The sequence below is a fragment of the Burkholderia cepacia ATCC 25416 genome (genome assembly GCF_001411495.1).
Lineage (GTDB): Bacteria > Pseudomonadota > Gammaproteobacteria > Burkholderiales > Burkholderiaceae > Burkholderia > Burkholderia cepacia.
The window spans coordinates 920,693-937,448 of record NZ_CP012983.1; the positions used below are offsets into that span (position 1 = coordinate 920,693).

General features: G+C 66.5%; 18 protein-coding genes. 4 read left to right on the forward strand and 14 right to left on the reverse strand.

The window, feature by feature from the left end:
- Nucleotides 1-2 precede the first annotated feature (2 nt).
- Nucleotides 3-542 (forward strand): GNAT family N-acetyltransferase, encoded by a 540-nt coding sequence (locus APZ15_RS36305; protein ID WP_027792568.1) that lies wholly within the window; start codon nucleotides 3-5, stop codon nucleotides 540-542.
- 23 nt (nucleotides 543-565) lie between these two features.
- Here APZ15_RS36305 and APZ15_RS36310 read toward each other — a convergent pair whose 3' ends face one another.
- The 4 genes from APZ15_RS36310 to APZ15_RS36320 form a co-directional block, all read right to left on the reverse strand.
- The gene (locus APZ15_RS36310; protein ID WP_226113495.1) at nucleotides 566-826 is read right to left on the reverse strand and encodes a hypothetical protein; all 261 of its coding nucleotides are present in this window, start codon (nucleotides 824-826) and stop codon (nucleotides 566-568) included.
- Nucleotides 823-1,191, reverse strand: coding sequence for a hypothetical protein (locus APZ15_RS36315; protein ID WP_049097754.1), 369 nt, complete (start codon nucleotides 1,189-1,191; stop codon nucleotides 823-825). Before APZ15_RS36315 ends, APZ15_RS36310 begins: the two co-directional genes overlap by 4 nt.
- A 23-nt stretch (nucleotides 1,192-1,214) precedes the next feature.
- Entirely contained in the window at nucleotides 1,215-1,586 is a 372-nt protein-coding gene (locus tag APZ15_RS41550) for a hypothetical protein (protein ID WP_138143359.1), read from the reverse strand.
- Between the two features lie 63 nt (nucleotides 1,587-1,649).
- Nucleotides 1,650-2,162 carry a low affinity iron permease family protein gene (locus tag APZ15_RS36320; protein WP_027792566.1) on the reverse strand — a complete coding sequence of 171 codons (513 nt, stop codon included), beginning with the start codon at nucleotides 2,160-2,162 and terminating at the stop codon, nucleotides 1,650-1,652.
- Nucleotides 2,163-2,833: 671 nt separating this feature from the next.
- Between APZ15_RS36320 and APZ15_RS36325 the strand changes: the two genes are divergently transcribed.
- Nucleotides 2,834-3,544 carry a response regulator gene (locus tag APZ15_RS36325; protein ID WP_027792565.1) on the forward strand — a complete coding sequence of 237 codons (711 nt, stop codon included), beginning with the start codon at nucleotides 2,834-2,836 and terminating at the stop codon, nucleotides 3,542-3,544.
- Nucleotides 3,545-3,601: 57 nt separating this feature from the next.
- Here APZ15_RS36325 and APZ15_RS36330 read toward each other — a convergent pair whose 3' ends face one another.
- From APZ15_RS36330 to APZ15_RS36375, 10 genes are all read right to left on the reverse strand, one after another.
- Complete coding sequence (locus APZ15_RS36330) at nucleotides 3,602-4,780, reverse strand: YncE family protein (protein WP_027792564.1); 1,179 nt, start codon at nucleotides 4,778-4,780, stop codon at nucleotides 3,602-3,604.
- A 61-nt stretch (nucleotides 4,781-4,841) separates the two neighbouring features.
- Nucleotides 4,842-5,654 carry a creatininase family protein gene (locus tag APZ15_RS36335; RefSeq protein WP_027792563.1) on the reverse strand — a complete coding sequence of 271 codons (813 nt, stop codon included), beginning with the start codon at nucleotides 5,652-5,654 and terminating at the stop codon, nucleotides 4,842-4,844.
- A gap of 236 nt (nucleotides 5,655-5,890) precedes the next feature.
- The gene (locus APZ15_RS36340; RefSeq protein WP_027792562.1) at nucleotides 5,891-6,289 is read right to left on the reverse strand and encodes a RidA family protein; all 399 of its coding nucleotides are present in this window, start codon (nucleotides 6,287-6,289) and stop codon (nucleotides 5,891-5,893) included.
- A 114-nt stretch (nucleotides 6,290-6,403) separates the two neighbouring features.
- Nucleotides 6,404-7,180 carry a benzoate diol dehydrogenase BenD gene (gene benD / locus APZ15_RS36345; RefSeq protein ID WP_027792561.1) on the reverse strand — a complete coding sequence of 259 codons (777 nt, stop codon included), beginning with the start codon at nucleotides 7,178-7,180 and terminating at the stop codon, nucleotides 6,404-6,406.
- Nucleotides 7,177-8,199: a benzoate 1,2-dioxygenase electron transfer component BenC gene (gene benC / locus APZ15_RS36350; RefSeq protein WP_027792560.1), complete on the reverse strand. Its 1,023-nt coding sequence runs from the start codon at nucleotides 8,197-8,199 to the stop codon at nucleotides 7,177-7,179. The genes benD and benC overlap by 4 nt, the downstream gene beginning before the upstream one ends.
- Nucleotides 8,200-8,238: 39 nt before the next feature.
- The gene (gene benB / locus APZ15_RS36355) at nucleotides 8,239-8,727 is read right to left on the reverse strand and encodes a benzoate 1,2-dioxygenase small subunit (protein WP_027792559.1); all 489 of its coding nucleotides are present in this window, start codon (nucleotides 8,725-8,727) and stop codon (nucleotides 8,239-8,241) included.
- Nucleotides 8,724-10,082 carry a Rieske 2Fe-2S domain-containing protein gene (locus tag APZ15_RS36360; RefSeq protein ID WP_027792558.1) on the reverse strand — a complete coding sequence of 453 codons (1,359 nt, stop codon included), beginning with the start codon at nucleotides 10,080-10,082 and terminating at the stop codon, nucleotides 8,724-8,726. The genes benB and APZ15_RS36360 overlap by 4 nt, the downstream gene beginning before the upstream one ends.
- A 117-nt stretch (nucleotides 10,083-10,199) precedes the next feature.
- Nucleotides 10,200-11,144, reverse strand: a complete 945-nt coding sequence (gene catA, locus APZ15_RS36365; protein WP_027792557.1) for a catechol 1,2-dioxygenase — start codon at nucleotides 11,142-11,144, stop codon at nucleotides 10,200-10,202.
- 52 nt (nucleotides 11,145-11,196) lie between these two features.
- On the reverse strand, nucleotides 11,197-12,333 hold the full coding sequence (locus APZ15_RS36370; protein WP_027792556.1) for a muconate/chloromuconate family cycloisomerase: 1,137 nt from the start codon (nucleotides 12,331-12,333) through the stop codon (nucleotides 11,197-11,199).
- 504 nt (nucleotides 12,334-12,837) lie between these two features.
- Nucleotides 12,838-13,071 carry a hypothetical protein gene (locus tag APZ15_RS36375; RefSeq protein WP_009691834.1) on the reverse strand — a complete coding sequence of 78 codons (234 nt, stop codon included), beginning with the start codon at nucleotides 13,069-13,071 and terminating at the stop codon, nucleotides 12,838-12,840.
- Between the two features lie 972 nt (nucleotides 13,072-14,043).
- Here APZ15_RS36375 and APZ15_RS36380 point away from each other — a divergent pair.
- Together APZ15_RS36380 and APZ15_RS36385 are read left to right on the forward strand one after the other, a co-directional pair.
- The gene (locus APZ15_RS36380; RefSeq protein WP_027792555.1) at nucleotides 14,044-15,516 is read left to right on the forward strand and encodes a benzaldehyde dehydrogenase; all 1,473 of its coding nucleotides are present in this window, start codon (nucleotides 14,044-14,046) and stop codon (nucleotides 15,514-15,516) included.
- Nucleotides 15,517-15,530: 14 nt separating this feature from the next.
- Nucleotides 15,531-16,658, forward strand: a complete 1,128-nt coding sequence (locus APZ15_RS36385) for an NAD(P)-dependent alcohol dehydrogenase (protein ID WP_027792554.1) — start codon at nucleotides 15,531-15,533, stop codon at nucleotides 16,656-16,658.
- Nucleotides 16,659-16,756: the final 98 nt, after the last annotated feature.

Here is a 16,756-nt window from a genome sequence, read left to right on the forward strand (position 1 = left end):
CGATGCCGCCTGTCTCTTCCCCGCCCGTTCTCGACACGCCGCGCCTCATCCTCGAAGGCCATCCGCTCGGCGACTTCGATGCGCTCGCCACGATGTGGGCCGAGCCCAAGGTCGTCGAGCACATCTTCAACGGCGAGCCGTCCGCGCCGCGCGACTCGTGGATGCGCATGCTCGCGTATCGCGGGCTGTGGCCGCTGCTGGGCTATGGCTACTGGGCGATTCGAGAGAAGGCGTCGGGCCGTTATGTCGGCGACCTCGGCTTCGCCGATTTCCACCGGCTCATCGAGCCGTCGATTCGCGGTGTGCCGGAAGCCGGCTGGGCTCTCGCGACGTGGGCGCACGGCAAGGGCTACGCGACCGAGGCGCTCGCGGCGGCGCTTGCATGGCTCGACGGGCAGCAACGGTTCGAGCGCAGCGTATGCGTGATCGCGCCGACCAACGTGGCGTCGATTCGCGTCGCGGAGAAGGCGGGTTATGGCGAGCCGCAGCGTATCCGCTTCAACGACGCCGATTCGTTGCTGTTTTCGCGCAAGCGCCGATAGGCGAGCGTGGTTCGTCGGTCACGTCAGTCCAAGGCCGGTTCGTAAAAGCGCAGGAAGAGGCCGTTGTCCATCGGCCAGCAGTTCCCGCTTTCGTCGAGCAGAATCCAGTCGCCCGGCTTCACCGGACGCCAGCCTTCCGGCGTCGCGACTGCCCACGTGTCGTGGCGCCGCGCCACCCGGTCATGGTCGCCATCGACGAACCATCGTGTGGCATCGACGTAGGCGGTACGTTTTCTGAATCTCATCCTGCCACCCAAGAAAGCGGATATCAGCGTCGCGCTCAATGACGAAGCGCGAATCGCGTGTCGGCGCGGGGCGCGCATCGCGATGCCGCAGCGTCCGCGTCGAGCGCGCGCTGCCGGGCCTTCAACGCATGCGTCGCCGCCCGCGTTTCGTGCAACGCCGCCCAGCTCTCGGCAACGAGCGCCTGCAACGTGTCGCGAGCGACGATGGAGATCCGGACATCGGTCTCCTGCATTCTCCTGAGCGCCGACACGACCTCGTCCGGCTGATCGGGCGCCAGCGCAAGCACGAACCGCGAACGCGTCTCGGCGGCCCGGACGGCCCCGGCCCAGTCGGCCCGCGCCACCGCGGCTTCGATCGCGTTCGTGAGCGCTTCGAGACTCTGCACGACTTGCCACGGCATCATGTCGCCTTCCCGTCAGTTGCCTGTCACCGTCCGCATGACGGACGAAATCGCGGCGCATCATGCGCGCGCCTCAGGAAGCGAAATTGTAGGGAACGATACGCGGCGACATCGGTAATAGTTTGTAATGAAATGTCGAGTAACCTTGTCTGGCGGGGGTTCGACTCACACAGGCGGCGTTCGAGACAGTGGAATTGCGCAAGCGTTTTTGCCGGAAGCATGCTCGACTGCACACCGTCGGCAGCGCCGCTGCCGGACATCGCATCGAAGCGCTTCGGCCGCACGCGCGTGCTGGATGCCGCCCGCTTCACGCGTTCCGCCCGGCAGCGGACGGCACGCCACGATGCGCTCATCGCGCGAATGCGCTGCATGCCGCGCCGCATGGACAGAAATGACAAGCGGTTGAAAAATCGTCCGCCGGCCGCGAGCCGATCGCGTCCAGCCGTGCAGCGTCACGTCCGTCAGGATTCCGGCGAAGGCTCCGCCGGCTCGCGGTCACGATCGCCATCCGGATTACCGTCCCCGGCGGCCACCCGCTTCGCCATGTCGAGGTAGGTCTGCGCCATCGCGCGCAACTCCTCCTCCGACGCGTCCTCGATCCCGATCAGCCGGTCGCTCGCCGCGTGCGTGACGGCCACGAGTTCGTCGAGCTTCAGGTGCATCGCGACACTGTCGCGGTTCTGGTTTCGCTGCAGCAGGAACACCATCAGGAACGTGACGATCGTCGTCCCGGTATTGATGACGAGCTGCCATGCATCCGAATAGTGGAAGAGCGGGCCGGTGACGAGCCACAGCGCCGTGATGGCGACCGCGCTGCCGAACGCGACCGGCGAGCCGGCCCACACGGTCACGTGCGACGCGAAGTGTTCGAACGCGCGCGTGACGGGATGCCTGACCGTGACGGCCCGGGGATCGGTCGTGGCCCGGCCGCCCGGGCCCGTCCTGGCGCGGGATGGATCGTTCGATTCACGCATGGCGCCTCCCTGATACGAATGTCGATATCGGCGCACGCGCGGGCCCGCCGTGCGCAACGGCACGCGGTTCCGCGCCCGCAGGCGGGCGCCGCCCAAAGCCGAGCAACGTGCGTGCCCGACGGTCGCGCCCGCGCGTCGCCATCGGTGGTCAGGTGTACGCAGCGCGTGAGGCAATCGTGCGGCGCCGGTGTCGGAGCAGGAGGTGTCGCGGTTGCGCAAGGCGACCCGACGGTAGCGCGAAGGCAATCTCCCGCGGCGATACGGCGGGCCGCACGCCACCCGGCAGGTAATATTTTGTAATGATATGTAGAGCAATCTTTACCGGTTTTGCTCTGGCGAGCGTGCGCGATACCCGCATGCGCGGCGCTTTCGCAAACGTTTCCGCACGAACGACATCCCGCCCGGTATTTCAGCCGGTTGCACGCCGGATACCGCTCCGAACGTGTTGACGCGTACATCGCGTCGTTCGACTAAACACGACGCCGCATCTTCGTGCGTTCGCCTTCCTGCAACGCGGCGACGCGCCGCCCGCGGCGAGGCTCACCGAACGATGCAGATTTCGCCACATTCTGCCGGAATGTTTCTCAGTATCATGCGCGTCTCTTCGGCTTCCCCATGTTCGGACGGGCCTGAGCGCTCGCCACTTTCCCGTTTCGCCCCCTCGTTTAGCGATGCCCATCCGAATCCTGCTCGTCGAAGACGACGTCCCATTGTCCTCGCTGATCGCAGACTATCTGCGCATGCATCAGTACGAGGTGGACACGCTGTTCGACGGCACCGACGCCGTGTCCACGATCGTCGCGCGCCGCCCCGACCTGGTGCTGCTCGACATCAACCTGCCGGGCAAGGACGGCTTCGAGATCTGCCGCGACGCACGCATGCAGTACGACGGCATCGTCATCATGATGACGGCCCGCAACGAGCAGTTCGACGAGTTGCTCGGCCTGGAATTCGGCGCGGACGACTTTCTCCGCAAGCCGGTCGAGCCGCGCATCCTGCTCGCGCGGATCAAGGCCCACCTGCGACGGATGCGCTTGCGCCCGGTCGACGGCGCACCGGCATCGCCGCAGCGATTCGAGTTCGGCAAGTTTTCGATCGACCGGGCGGATCGCAAGATTCGCCTTCCCGACGGCAGCGCGCCGCGCCTGACCTCGACCGAATTCGACCTGCTGTGGGCCCTCGTCTGCCGCGCCGGCGAGGTGGTCAGCCGGGAAGACCTGACGCAGCTGTTACGCGGAATCGAGTTCGACGGCTTCGACCGCTCGATCGACGGCCGCATCTCCAAGCTGCGCCGCAAGCTGTGCGACGACCTGACGGAACCGAAGCGCATCAAGACGATCCGCTGCAAGGGCTATCAGTTCAGCAAGCACGCGTGGGAGTGATGCACCGCCGGTCGTGACACGCGAACGCACGAACGGGCGCCCTGACCGTCCGCCGCCCTACCGCATGTTGCCGGTATGGCCCAGCGAATAGCGCCCCGGCTGCGGCCACACCGTCAGGCCGTGCGGCTCCATGCCGACGGGAATCGCTCGAACCGCGCCGCTCGTGGTGTCGATCGCGTAGACGACGTCATCGAAGCGGCCCGACAGCCACAGCGTCTTGCCGTCCGCGCTGACGTTGCCCATGTCGGGGCTGCCGCCGCCGGGGATCGGCCAGTTCGCGACCACCTTGCGCGTCGCGAAGTCGAGCACCGATACGCTGCCCTTGCCGTGGCGCGGCCCGTGGACGAGATTGGAGCCGCGATTCGCGATATAGAGATTCGTGCCGTCGCGGCTCGGATACAGCCCGTGCGTACCGACGCCGGTCGGGATGAAACCAGTCTTCGCGAAGCGCTCGCCGTCGACGACGTATATGCCGTCCGCCATCATGTCGGCGACATAGAACACCTTGCCGTCCGGCGACACGCGGATGTCCTGCGGCATCCCTTTCCGGTCGAGTTCGAGGTAGCCGAGCACCTTGCGATTCACCAGGTCGATCTTCGCGAGCTTGCCGCCGAACTCGCACGTGAAAAGCGCATACCGGCCGTCGATCGAAAAGTCCGCATGGTTGATGCCCTTGCATTGCGGCACCTCTAGGCTCGATTTCAGCGCCATCGTGCCCGGGTCGTGGAAGTCGAGCCGCGCATGCGCCTCGGCCACGACGATCGCCTCCTTGCCGTCAGGCGTGAAATACATGTTGTACGGGTCGTCGACGCTCACTGCCGGGCCGGGCTTGCCCGTCTTCGGATCGATCGGCGTCAGGCTGCCGTCAGTGCGCTCTTCCGCATTGTTGGCGACCCACAGCGTCCGCAGGTCCCATGCCGGCACGACGTGCTGCGGGCCGCGGCCGACGGCAAACCGGTCGACGACCTTGTACGTGGCCGGGTCGATCACGTAGACGTCGTTCGATCGCAGGTTCGGCACATAGATGCGCGGCAGCGCGCCCGCCACCGCCGCGCTCATGCGGCCGGCCCGTGCCTCGCCGTACAGGTTGTCGGGGTTGATCACGGGCGGCATGCCGGGTACGGCCGCGACGGCGGACGCCGCGATCGCACCCTGGGCGCAAAAGCCGGCCAGCGCAGCCGCGACGACGATCGCGGGACGGGGGAAGCGGATGTGACGGCGAAGGCGCGGTTGCATGACGATGTCCCGGTTCGATGGAATGGAACGACGGCAAAGGTGGCGCAATGGCGCGGCGGCGTCAGCGGCCGGCGGTGTTCTTTCTGATCGCGTCGACGGTGCGCGACACGATCGCGTCGGTGCCGAGCCGGCCGAGTTCGACGCTCGCATGACGCGGATCGCCGCCGTAGACGCCGTCAGCGGCGCCGGGCTTCGAGGCGTTGCGCAGCTTGTCGACCCTGACCATGCCCGGCGCGACCGCCAGCAGCAACGACGTATCGGCCAGCCCAGCGTGCGTGCCGATGTCCGCGGCCGGCACGCCGTGCTCGCGCAGGATCCGGTCGTAACCGTCGGAACTGGTGCCGTAATACTCGGCCGGCACGAACGCGCGCGCGCCCGTGCCGGCCCACGACTTGTTCAGCCGCGCGACCGACTGCCGGATGTCGTTCTGGTAACCGCCGTGGTCGCCGAGGAACACGATGTTCGTGAAGCCATGGACCCGAAAGCTGTTGGCTGCGGACTCGAGGGTCTTTTCGAAGACGTCGTCGGGCACGGTGATCGTGCCGGGAAAGCGCATGTGCGACGTCGGCGGCGCATAACCGCCCTCGGGCACATAGGCGATGACGGGTGCGACGATTGCGTTGCCGAGGCCTTGCGCGATCCGCTCGGACAGTACCGCGACCCGCGCATTGTGCTTGCCCAGCGCGATGTACGGCCCGCTTTGCTCGGTTGCGCCGACCGGAATCAGGATGGTGGTCTTGCCGGCCCGGATGCTGTCGCGCAGCTCGGTCCAGGTCATGTCTTCGAGCCGCACCGTGGCGGGCGCCTGGGCGAACGCGGCTTGCGCGACGGTGAAAGCGAGGGCGGCGAAGGCGGCGCGTGGCAGGCATTTCATCGCGGATTCTCGACGGAAGGAAAGAGATGACGCTGCGTTCCCTCGCACCATAAACGAACTCGCGCGACTTGTCGCCGACCGCGGCGCAACGACGCACGCCCGACGTCGCGAGAAAGCATTTCGTCAGGATTGCCCGGTGGATCGCGAAGTCTCTCGTTCCGTGCCGGCACGCGGCGAGTCGGGTCGATTCGATGCGTGCGCTACGTCGCCTCGTGCCGGCCTCCCGCCCGCACGCGTCACGCCGGCAACACGGCCACCGCCTTGATCTCGACGATATAGCCCGGCGCGCCGCCCAGCATGTGCGCGCCGACCGCCGTCCATGCCGGCTTCGGGTGCGCATCGAGGTAGCGGTCGCGCACCTGCATGAACAACGGCAGGTCGCGCATGTCGGTATGGAAGGTCGTCAGGTCGACCACGTCGCTGAACGATGCACCCGCCGCGTCCAGTACCCGCTTCAGATTCTCGAACGCCTGCACGATCTGTGCTTCACGATCCTCGACGAGCTGCATCGCCGCATCGCGGCCGATCTGGCCGGATACGTACAGCGTATCGCCGACCTTCAGGCCGGGCGCATAGCCGATCTTCTCGTACACCGCTTCCATTCCCGCCGGAACGATGGCTTTGCGATCACGCATGGAAGTCTCCGTGGCCGGCGTCTTCGCGCCGGCCGGTTGGTTGGTGGGTGAATAGGTGGATGGGTTGTCGACGAACATCCTGAACACGGGCCAGGCGGCGCGACGACGCGCGGCTCAACCCGTATCGCCTCCCGCGACCGGCAGCACCGTGCCGGTGATATAGCTCGCCTCGTCGGATGCGAGGAACAGGATCGGCGCGATCTGCTCGTCGAGGCTGCCGTAGCGTTTGAGGTACGTCGATTCCGTGACCTGACGCACGGCTTCGCCCATCCATGCCTGTTCCTGTTCGCTGTCGCCGGCCGCATTGCGCGGCACGCGGCGCGGCGGTGCGCTGGTGCCGCCCGGCGCGGTGGCCACGACCCGGATGTTGTGTTCCGCATATTCCATCGCGAGCGCCGACGTCAGTGCGTTGACGCCGCCTTTCGCCGCCGAGTACGGCACCCGGCGAATCCCCCGCGTCGCGTTCGACGAGATGTTGACGATCGTGCCGCCGCCGCGCGCGAGCAGGTGCGGCAGCACCGCGTGACACGTATAGAGCGTCGGCATCAGCGAACGGCGGATTTCCGCGTCGATCTGCGCGGGCTCGAATTCGGCGAACGGGCGCATGCGGATCGCGCCGCCCACGCCGTTGATCAGGATGTCGATGCCGCCGAACGTCCGCACCGCGTGCGCGATCGCCGCATGCGCCCCTTCGTACGTTTCGAGATCGGCGACGAACCCGGCCGTCTCGCCACCCGTCGCTTCGGCCGCGACCTCGGCGACGAAATCCGCGCGATCGACGAACAGCACCCTGCCGCCTTCGGCCGCCGCGCGCAGCGCGACGCCGCGGCCGATGCCCTGTGCGGCACCCGTGACGACGATGACCTTGCCTGAGAATCGTTGCATGATCATGCCGCCTTTGCCGTGACGTTGGGGGTGAACTTCTCGTAGTGGAAGCTGTTCGGCTTCACGCCTTCGTCGTCGAAATACTTGCGCACCGCGTCGACCATCGGCGGCGGCCCGCACAGATACACGTCGACGTCGCCGTCGTTCAGCGCATCGGCCGGGATGTGCTGCGTGACCCAGCCCTTGCGCGGATGGCTCGACGCCGCGTCGGCCACGACCGTCGCGAAGCTGAAGTTCGGCAGCTTCGCCGCATACGCCTCGATCGCATCGACGAGCACGAGGTCGAGATCGCGCGTCACGCCGTAGATCAGGTGCACCTTCTGCTGCGAGCCGCTGCGCGCGAGCACCTCGAGCATCGACAGGAACGGCGCGAGCCCCGTGCCGCCCGCGAGGAACAGCAGCGGCCGCTGCACGTCGCGCAGGTAGAAGCTGCCGAGCGGCCCGTGCAGTTCCAGCGTGTCGCCGGGCTGCGCCGATTCGAGCCACGTGCTCATCACGCCGCCGGGGATCTTCTTGATCAGGAAACTGACCTTCGCGTCGGCCGGCGCCGACGAGAACGAATACGAACGGTGCTGGCCGCTCGCCGGCACGTCGATGTTCACGTACTGGCCCGGCAGGAACACCGGCGCGGCCGCGCCGACGTCGAGTTCGAGCACGACGGCCGCATCGTTGTGCTGCTCGACCTTCGTCACCGTGGCCGCGAACCCGCTCTGGCCCGTCTTGCACGCGACCGACGACGTCGGCACCGCGATCACGCAATCGCTTTGCGGCACCATCTGGCAGGTCAGCACGAGGCCGCCGTCCTTTTCGTCTTCGGTGAGCGCGTCGTCGATGTAGTCGTCGCCGAGATCGTAGCGGCCGCTTTCGGCGCGGCACTTGCAGGTGCCGCACACGCCGTCGGAGCAATCCATCGGCAGGTTGATCTTCGCGCGGAAGGCCGCGTCGAGAACCTTCTCTCCGGCCTTGCAGTCGATGAAGCGGGTTACCCCGTCCTCGAAGTTCAATGCAATCTTGTAGCTGGACATGGTGTCACCTCCACTTCCTTTCATGACAAAACAACAGCGTCAGACGTGATAGACGTCGAGCACCTGCCGGATGTAGTCGTTCTTCAGCACGATCTTCTTGTACGAGATCAGCAGTTCATCGCCCGCCTTGCGCAACGTGACGAACATCGTGCCGAAGAAGTGATCGGTCACGCGGTAGCGGTGGTTCAGCGTGTGAAAGTTGTAGCGCACGTCCACTTCGTTCTCGCGTTCGGCCAGCACCTCGACGTTCGTCACGTTGTGGCTGGTGCGCGGCTCGGGCGTCGATGCGCCGCTGCGTTCGGTCTTGATCCGGAACACGCGATCCTCGAGGCCGCCGCGGTCCGCGTAATACATCAGCGAGATCTGGCTTTGCGGATCGTCGGTCGGCCGGTCGTCGTCGTCCCACGCGGGCATCCAGTACGTGACGTCCTCCGTGTAGCAGGTCAGCCACTCGTCCCACTGGCGATCGTCGAGCAGGCGCGCTTCGCGATACAGCGCGGCGCAGACAGTCCGGTAATCGAAGCTCATGCTGCCACCTCCCCGCGTTCCTTCTTCAGCGCATCGCGCATCACGTTCACCCAGTGTTCGTGCTGGCACACGAACAGCCCTTCGTCCTCGCTGCGCTCGCCGGAAATGCGCGGGTTCAGCCCCATCTTCCTCGCGTTCTCGTCGGGCCCGTCGACCCACAGCGGCGCGCCGCGCGACAGGTCGTTCCACATCGCCGTGATGCCCGCATAACCGGCCTGGCACGCGCGAAACTCCTCGAGATCGTCGGCGGTGCCCATGCCCGTCACGTTGAAGAAATCCTCGTACTGGCGGATGCGGGTCGTGCGGTCGGCCTCGCTCTCGCCCTTCGGCGCGAAGCAGAAGATGCTGACTTCGGTCTTGTCGACGCCGAGCGGCCGCACCACGCGGATCTGCGTGCTGAACTGGTCCATCAGGAACACGTTCGGGTACACGCACAGGTTGCGCGTCTGGTTGACGATGAAGTCGGCCTGCACGTCGCCGACGCGCGCCTTGATTTCATCGCGATGCTGGTACACGGGCCGCACTTCCGGGTTCATCGTCTGCGTCCACAGCAGGATGTGGCCGTTGTCGAAGCCGTACACGCCGGCGACCGACTTGCTCCAGCTGTTCGCGTCGACGGCCTTGGTGCCGTCTTCCTTGCGGCGGCCCATCGTCGCCGCGTAGTTCCAGTGCACGGTACTGACGTGGTAGCCGTCGCAGCCGTTCTCCATCTGCATCTTCCAGTTGCCTTCGTAGATGTAGGACGAGTTGCCGCGCAGCACCTCGAGCCCGTTCGGCGCCTGGTCGACGATCTGGTCGATGATCACGCGCGCCTCGCCGAGGTAGTCCTCGAGCGGCAGCACGTCGGCGCTGAGGCTGCCGAACAGGAAGCCGCGATAGTTCGCGAAGCGCGCCACCTTCTTCAGGTCGTGCGAACCGTGCGTGTTGAACTGCACCGGGTATTCCGTCGTCTTCTCGTCCTTCACCTTCAGCAGCTTGCCGGTGTTCGAGAACGTCCAGCCGTGGAACGGGCACGTGAAGCTGCCCTTGTTGCCGTGCTTGCGGCGGCACAGCATCGCGCCCTTGTGCGCGCAGGCATTGATGACCGCGTGCAGCTCGCCGGTCTTGTCGCGCGTGATCACGATCGGCTGGCGGCCGATCCACGTCGTGTAGTAATCGTTGTTGTCGGGAATCTGGCTTTCGTGCGCCAGGTACACCCAGTTGCTTTCGAAGATGTGCTTCATCTCGAGCTCGTACAGCTCGGCGTTCGTGAAGATGTCGCGGCGGCAGCGGAATACGCCGGCCTCCTTGTCGTCCTGCACGGCGGTGGCGAGCAGGTGATCCAGGTCGGTGGCTTGGTCGATCGTGGCGGACATGATGGCTCCTCCCATGCGCGTGCCGCGTCCTGCAAGCACGCTCGCATCGGTAATCGGTTGAATCTCGCGGGAACCCGGCCGGCGGCGGCGCCTGCGCGCCGCCCTGCCGTCGGGCGGTTAGGCCGTGGCGGAAGCGCGCAGGCGTTCGACGATCTGGTTGTCCTTGCCCTCGACGCGCGGCGTCAGGACGAAGTTGAACTCGATGTCCTGGTACGCATCGGCCTTCAGGCCGAGCGCGGCGCCGCCGGTCTTGCCGGTGACGGGCGGGATCAGCTCCTCGCGGGTCGCATACGCGAAGTCATCCCAGATCAGCGGGTCGCCGTCGATGTTGAACTGGGTCGTCAGCTTGCGGTGGCCGTCGCTGGTCACGAAGAAGTGCACGTGCGCCGGGCGGTTGCCGTGGCGGCCGAGGCTGTCCAGCAGCTGCTGCGTCGCGCCCTGCGGCGGGCAGCCGTAGCCGACCGGCATCAGCGTGCGGAATTCGTACTTGCCGTCGGCGCCCGTCTTCACCGCGCCGCGCAGGTTGAAGTCGCTCTGCTTGCCGGTCGGGTCGAAGTGCGAGTAGAAGCCGTGCGAGTTCGCATGCCAGCACTCGACCACCGCGCCGGCCACCGGCTTGCCGTCGACACCGGTGACCGTGCCGTGGATCACGAGCGGGCCCGCGCCGTCGTCCGCATCGAGGTCGATCTTCGCGACGCCGTCGCGCACCGGCGCGCCGGCGACGTACAGCGGCCCTTCGATCGTGCGCGGCGTGCCGCCGTCGAGGCCGAGCGCTTCGTCCTCGGCGTCCATCCGGATGTCGAGAAACTTCTCGAGGCCGAGGCCGGCCGCGAGCAGCGCCGCTTCGCCGTCCTGGCCGAGCTTGTTCAGGTAGTTCACGCCCGCCCACACTTCGTCGGGCGTGATATCGAGATCGTCGATCGCCTTGAACAGGTCGCCGAGCAGCCGCAGCACGACCTGCTGCGTGCGCGCGTTGCCGCCCTTCGTGTTGTCCGCGCCCGCGTTCGACGCGGCCTTCAGCAGATCCTGCACTTCCCGGGTTTCGAAAACTTTGACGCTCATGATGGTGTCTCCACGTGTATTTGGGGGGAATGACGGCTGTGCCTGACTCGGGCTACCGCGCGACGCGGGTGAGTCCGTCGCGGGTGAAACGCCTGATCTTGTCCTCGTCGAGTTCGATGCCGAGACCGGGGCCGTCCGGCACGGTCAGTTCGAAGTCGCTGTAATCGAGCGGCTGCGTCAGGATCTCTTCGGTGATCAGCAGCGGCCCGAACAGTTCGGTGCCCCACTGCAGGTTCGCGAAACTCGCGAACAGGTGCGCGGACGCCACCGTGCTGAACGCGCCTTCGAGCATCGTGCCGCCGTACAGCTCGATGCCGGCCGCGTCCGCGATCGCGGCCACGCGCTGCGCGGCAAACAGGCCGCCGCTCTGTTCGATCTTGATCGCGAACACGTCCGCGCCGTGATGCTTCGCGATCTCGAAGGCGCTGTCGGGGCCCTGCAGGATTTCGTCGGCCATCAGCGCGACCGGGAAGCGGCGCATCAGGCGCGCCAGCGCCGCGGCCGAGGCCACCGGCTGCTCGACCAGTTCGCAGCCGGCATCGGCCAGCGCCGGAATCGCGCGCGCGGCCTGCGTTTCGCTCCACGCCATGTTCACGTCGACGCGCACCGATGCGCGATCGCCGACAGCCTTCTTGATCTCGGCCACGTGCCGGATATCCGTCTCGGGCGCCTTTGCGCCGATCTTCAGCTTGAACACGTTGTGGCGGCGCTGGTCGAGCATGCGCTCGGCCTCGGCGATGTCGGTGGCCGTGTCGCCCGACGCGAGCGTCCATGCGACCGGCAGGCGATCGCGCCGGCGCCCGCCGAGCAGCTCGCTCACCGGCACGCCGAGCCGCTTGCCGTGCGCGTCGAGCAGCGCGGTTTCGAGCGCGCTTTTCGCGAAGTGATTGATCTTCGCGAGCTTGCCGAGGAACGCCATCAACGTCTGGATGCGCGTCGCATCGCGGCCGACGATCGCCGGTGCGAGGTACGCGTCGATCGCGAGCTTCATCGCTTCGGGGCTTTCCGGGCCGTAGGCCATGCCGGCGATCGTCGTGCCTTCGCCGAGGCCCGTCACACCGTCGCTGCAGAACACCTTCACGAGCATCAGCGTCTGGCCGTGCATCGTGGCCACCGACAGCTTGTGCGGGCGGATCGTCGGCAGGTCGACGAGGCGGGTTTCGATACGTTCGATGGTGACGGAGGACATGGGGCACGCCGTGGGGGGTGAAGTTCTTGAGGCGATTTATACGTCCCGGCCAGATGGAGCGTCCAATACTTTTAGGCGGGATTTTTGATACCTGACAGGTATTGAATTCGCCCTCATCACGCTGAATACTGCGGTGCGCCATACCTGTTTTGGCTAGGTATGCGGGCTGAGAGGCTTGATGGGGCGCGGTCGTGCGGGTGCGGGGTACGGTTTGGACGGGGGCGCACTGCGGCGGCTTGCGGCGGCGGGAAAACGGCCTGAAACCGACGGCCTGCCGAGTCGATCAGGGTTTTCCTGACGGGAAAAATGGTGGGGCTGGCCACCCGGCCTTCAGCTTCGGCGTCGGTTTCCGCGAACAACCGGAAGGAATCGGGCAGGCGGGTATCGACGTTCGTTGTCGATGTCCGTTGTTCATCAGAGGCTGACGGGCGCTGTCGGCCACAAGCGGCCGTTCGACACAGCTTTTTAGATCGTCGACAATCGGTGCAGATAAGGGCGTAGCCTTTAGCGGTTACCGTCGATCAGATCGTTCAGCAGCGCATCGAACGCGGCCTGTGCGTCTTCAAGTTCCTGCAGGGCGGCATCAAAGGTTTGCAGCGCGAACGGCGAAGGCTCGCCGCTGCCTTGCGGCGGAAATTGCTTCTGCATCGAGGCGAACGTACTCTGCACGCGCAGCGTGGCGGCCACCATGCGCTCCATCGCCTGGGTTTCTTCGGCTCGGGCCTGTTCCGGACTCATTCCTCTCTCCTTGGATGGTTTTCTTGAAGACCAGATCGTACACGCTGTGTCCGTTCTTGCCGCCCTTGGCAGAACGACTCCGTTGAAGGTTCCAACGGCACGCTGCGGGAGAAGCGATTTAATCGGGAATGATTCCGCAGTCGCGCCGAGGCCAAGATACTCATCGGGCGTGGCTACAAAATCCCGCCGCAGGTCACTATTAGTAAAATCAAATCTCGATGGTTATAGATATGAACCGCAATAGAACGCGCACGGCCGTGTGTTTGCTCGCGCTCTTATTCTTGTCAAAGGTTGGAGCGCAAGGCGTGAGGACCGAGCCGTTGCCTTGGCACCGGCGCCATCAAGTACTTGCCTACGGTAGCTGTGGATGTGCCGATAGTTGCTGGGTCGCGACGTTAAGCGATACCCGGACTCATGCAAAGGTGGCAACCTTACGCTGCGATTGCGCGGAAGTATTTTTTTCCAAGAATGACGGGAAGGAACAGGTATACGCACGGACCTGTGCGGCCTTTGAGGGCAATGACAAGTTTGGCCGTATTGTCCAAACCATGGAAGCTTTAACGCGCTAGCACCGGGATAGGCACCGCTATGCGGTGCAACGTTCGTGGCGAATGCTTCGAATGTCCGTTTTGCGCAAACACGACCCCCTTGCGGGTCGCCAACTACCGCTCCGACGAAGCGTGAGCTCAGGTGTCTTCCCACAGGTTTGCGCGCCGAGCCTTCAGACGCAGCGCACGTCGCACTACACCTGCCATAACCTGCCGAGTCCCCAGACGGCGTGCGGCACCAACCCGCACAACGACTGTTCAGTTTCCGCACACAAATTCGCAGACGCCCCCATTCCACGCGCCCTCCGCGGGTGGGAAGAAATCCGGATAGCCCCGCTTCGCCGCGCCCGCCTACCCTCGCGCGCATGCCGGTCGGGACGATGCAAGGCCCGATCCGGCCGATCCGAATTCCTCAGGAGCGTACATGGATAGCAGCAGCAATACCGCACTGTTCGACGCCGACATCTGGCGCGGCAAAACCTTCAACGGACGCTGGCACGCCAGCGCGCACGCGGCCGACGTGATCGAACCCGCGACCGGCAACACGCTCGGCCGCATCGGCGTCGCGGACGGCGCAGCGGTGGCCGAAGCGTCAGCCGCCGCGCACCGCGCACAGCCCGCATGGTTCGCGCTGCCATACGACGAGCGCGCGGCGGTCCTGCGCCGCGCGGCCGCCGTCGCGGAAACTCACTTCGATGCGATCGTCGACTGGCTCGTGCGCGAAAGCGGCTCGACGCGCGCGAAGGCGTCGTTCGAAACGTCGGTCACGATCAAGGCGCTGCACGAAGCAGCCGGGCTGCCGTCGCGCGCGGCCGGCGAAGTGCTGCCGTCGGCGGCCGGCCGGCTGTCGCTCGCGCGCCGCCGCCCTCGCGGCGTGGTCGGGGTGATCTCGCCGTTCAACTTCCCGCTGTACCTCGCGATGCGCGCGGTCGCGCCCGCGCTCGCGCTCGGCAACGCGGTCGTGCTGAAGCCCGATCCGCGTACCGCCGTGTGCGGCGGCGTCGCGATCGCCCGCGTATTCGAGCTCGCCGGCCTGCCGGAAGGCGTGCTACACGTGCTGCCCGGCGACGGCGCAGCCGGCTCCGCACTGGTTGCCGATCCGCACATCGCGATGATCCAGTTCACCGGTTCGACCGCGGCGGGGCGCAAGGTCGGCGAAGCGGCCGGCCGCCACCTTAAGAAGGTCTCGCTCGAGCTCGGCGGCAAGAACTCGCTGATCGTGCTCGACGACGCCGACCTCGAGCGCGCCGTCGCCAATACCGCGTGGGGGGCGTACCTGCATCAAGGCCAGATCTGCATGGCGACCGGCCGCGTGCTCGTGCAGCGCGGCATTCACGACCGCTTCGTCGCGAAGCTCGTCGAGAAGGCGCGAAGCCTGCGCGTCGGCGATCCCGCGAGTGCGGACGTCGGCCTCGGGCCGCTGATCAATGCCGCACAGCTCGACCATGCGGCGAGCCTGGTGGACGCGGCCCGTCGCGCGGGCGCGCGCGTCGAAACGGGCGGCGGCCATCGCGACCTGTTCTTCGAGCCGACCGTGCTGAGCGGCGTCGCGCCGGGCAACCCGGCGTTCGACGAGGAGATCTTCGGGCCGGTCGCGGTCGTCGTGCCGTTCGATACGGACGAGGACGCCATCGCGCTCGCGAACCGCACCGAATACGGGCTGTCGACGGCGATCCTGTCCGCCGACGTCGGCCGGGCACTCCGGATCGGCGAGCGCCTGAACACCGGGCTGCTCCACATCAACGACCAGACGGTCAACGACGAAGTGATCAACCCGTTCGGCGGCGTCGGCGCATCGGGCAACGGCTCGAGCATCGGCGGCGCGGCCAACTGGGAGGAGTTCACGCAGTGGCAGTGGCTGACGATCAAGGGTGAAGCGCCGCTGTATCCGATTTGACAAGGAGACCGAACATGTACACGGAAAACGATTCACGCGCCGTCACCGCGGCCGTCGCGCGCGCGGCCGGCGCGCCCTTCTCGATCGAATCCGCCCGCCTGCGCGCGCCGCGCGGCGACGAGGTGCGGGTGCGCGTCGTCGCGACGGGCCTGTGCCACACCGACCTGATCGTGCGCGACCAGTACTATCCGGTACCGCTGCCGGCCGTGCTCGGTCACGAGGGCGCCGGCGTGGTCGAGGCGGTCGGCCCGAACGTGAAGACGCTCGCCGTGGGCGATCACGTAGTGCTCACCTACGGCGCGTGCGGCCACTGCCCGTCCTGTGTCGGCGGCCACGGCGCGTATTGCCGGCACTTCTTCGGGCTGAATTTCGGCGGCGCCGACGCCGACGGACAGACCGCGATCCGCGACGAACACGGGCAGCCGCTGCACGATCATTTCTTCGCGCAGTCGTCGTTCGCCAGCTATGCGCTCGCACGCGAGAACAACGCGATCAAGGTGCCGCCGGAAGCCCCGCTCGAACTGCTCGGGCCGCTCGGCTGCGGGATCCAGACCGGCGCAGGCGCGGTGATCAATTCACTCGCCGTACGTGCCGGCAGCAGCTTCGCAAGCTTCGGCGCGGGCGCGGTCGGCATGAGCGCCGTGATGGCCGCGCGCGTCGCCGGCGCGACGACCATCATCGCCGTCGACATCGTGCCGTCGCGGCTCGCGCTGGCGCTGGAGCTGGGCGCAACGCATACGATCAACAGCAAGGAAGTCGATGTCGTCGACGCGATCCGCCAGATCACCGGCGGCGGGGTCGACTACGCGCTCGAATCGACCGGGCTGCCCGCCGTGCTGTCGCAGGGAATCGAAGCGCTCGGCTCGCGCGGCACGATAGGCGTGGTCGGCGCGCCGAAGCTCGGGACGAAGGCGGAATTCGACGTCAACAACCTGCTGCTCGGCGGCCGTTCGATCCGCGGCATCGTCGAAGGCGACAGCGTGCCGCAGACGTTCATTCCTCAGCTCGTCCAGCTGCATCTCCAGGGGCGGTTTCCGTTCGACCGGCTGGTGAAGTTCTATCCGCTCGAACAGATCAACCAGGCCGCGGAGGACAGCAGCAGCGGCATCACGCTCAAGCCGATCCTGCGTTTGCCGCATTGAGCGGCGACACGCCCCCGGTCGCGGGGTAAATCGCGACCGGGGGCGCGCATGGGCCTCGTACGGCGGCGTAGCCGCCGCGAAAATACCGCGCCGCGGGC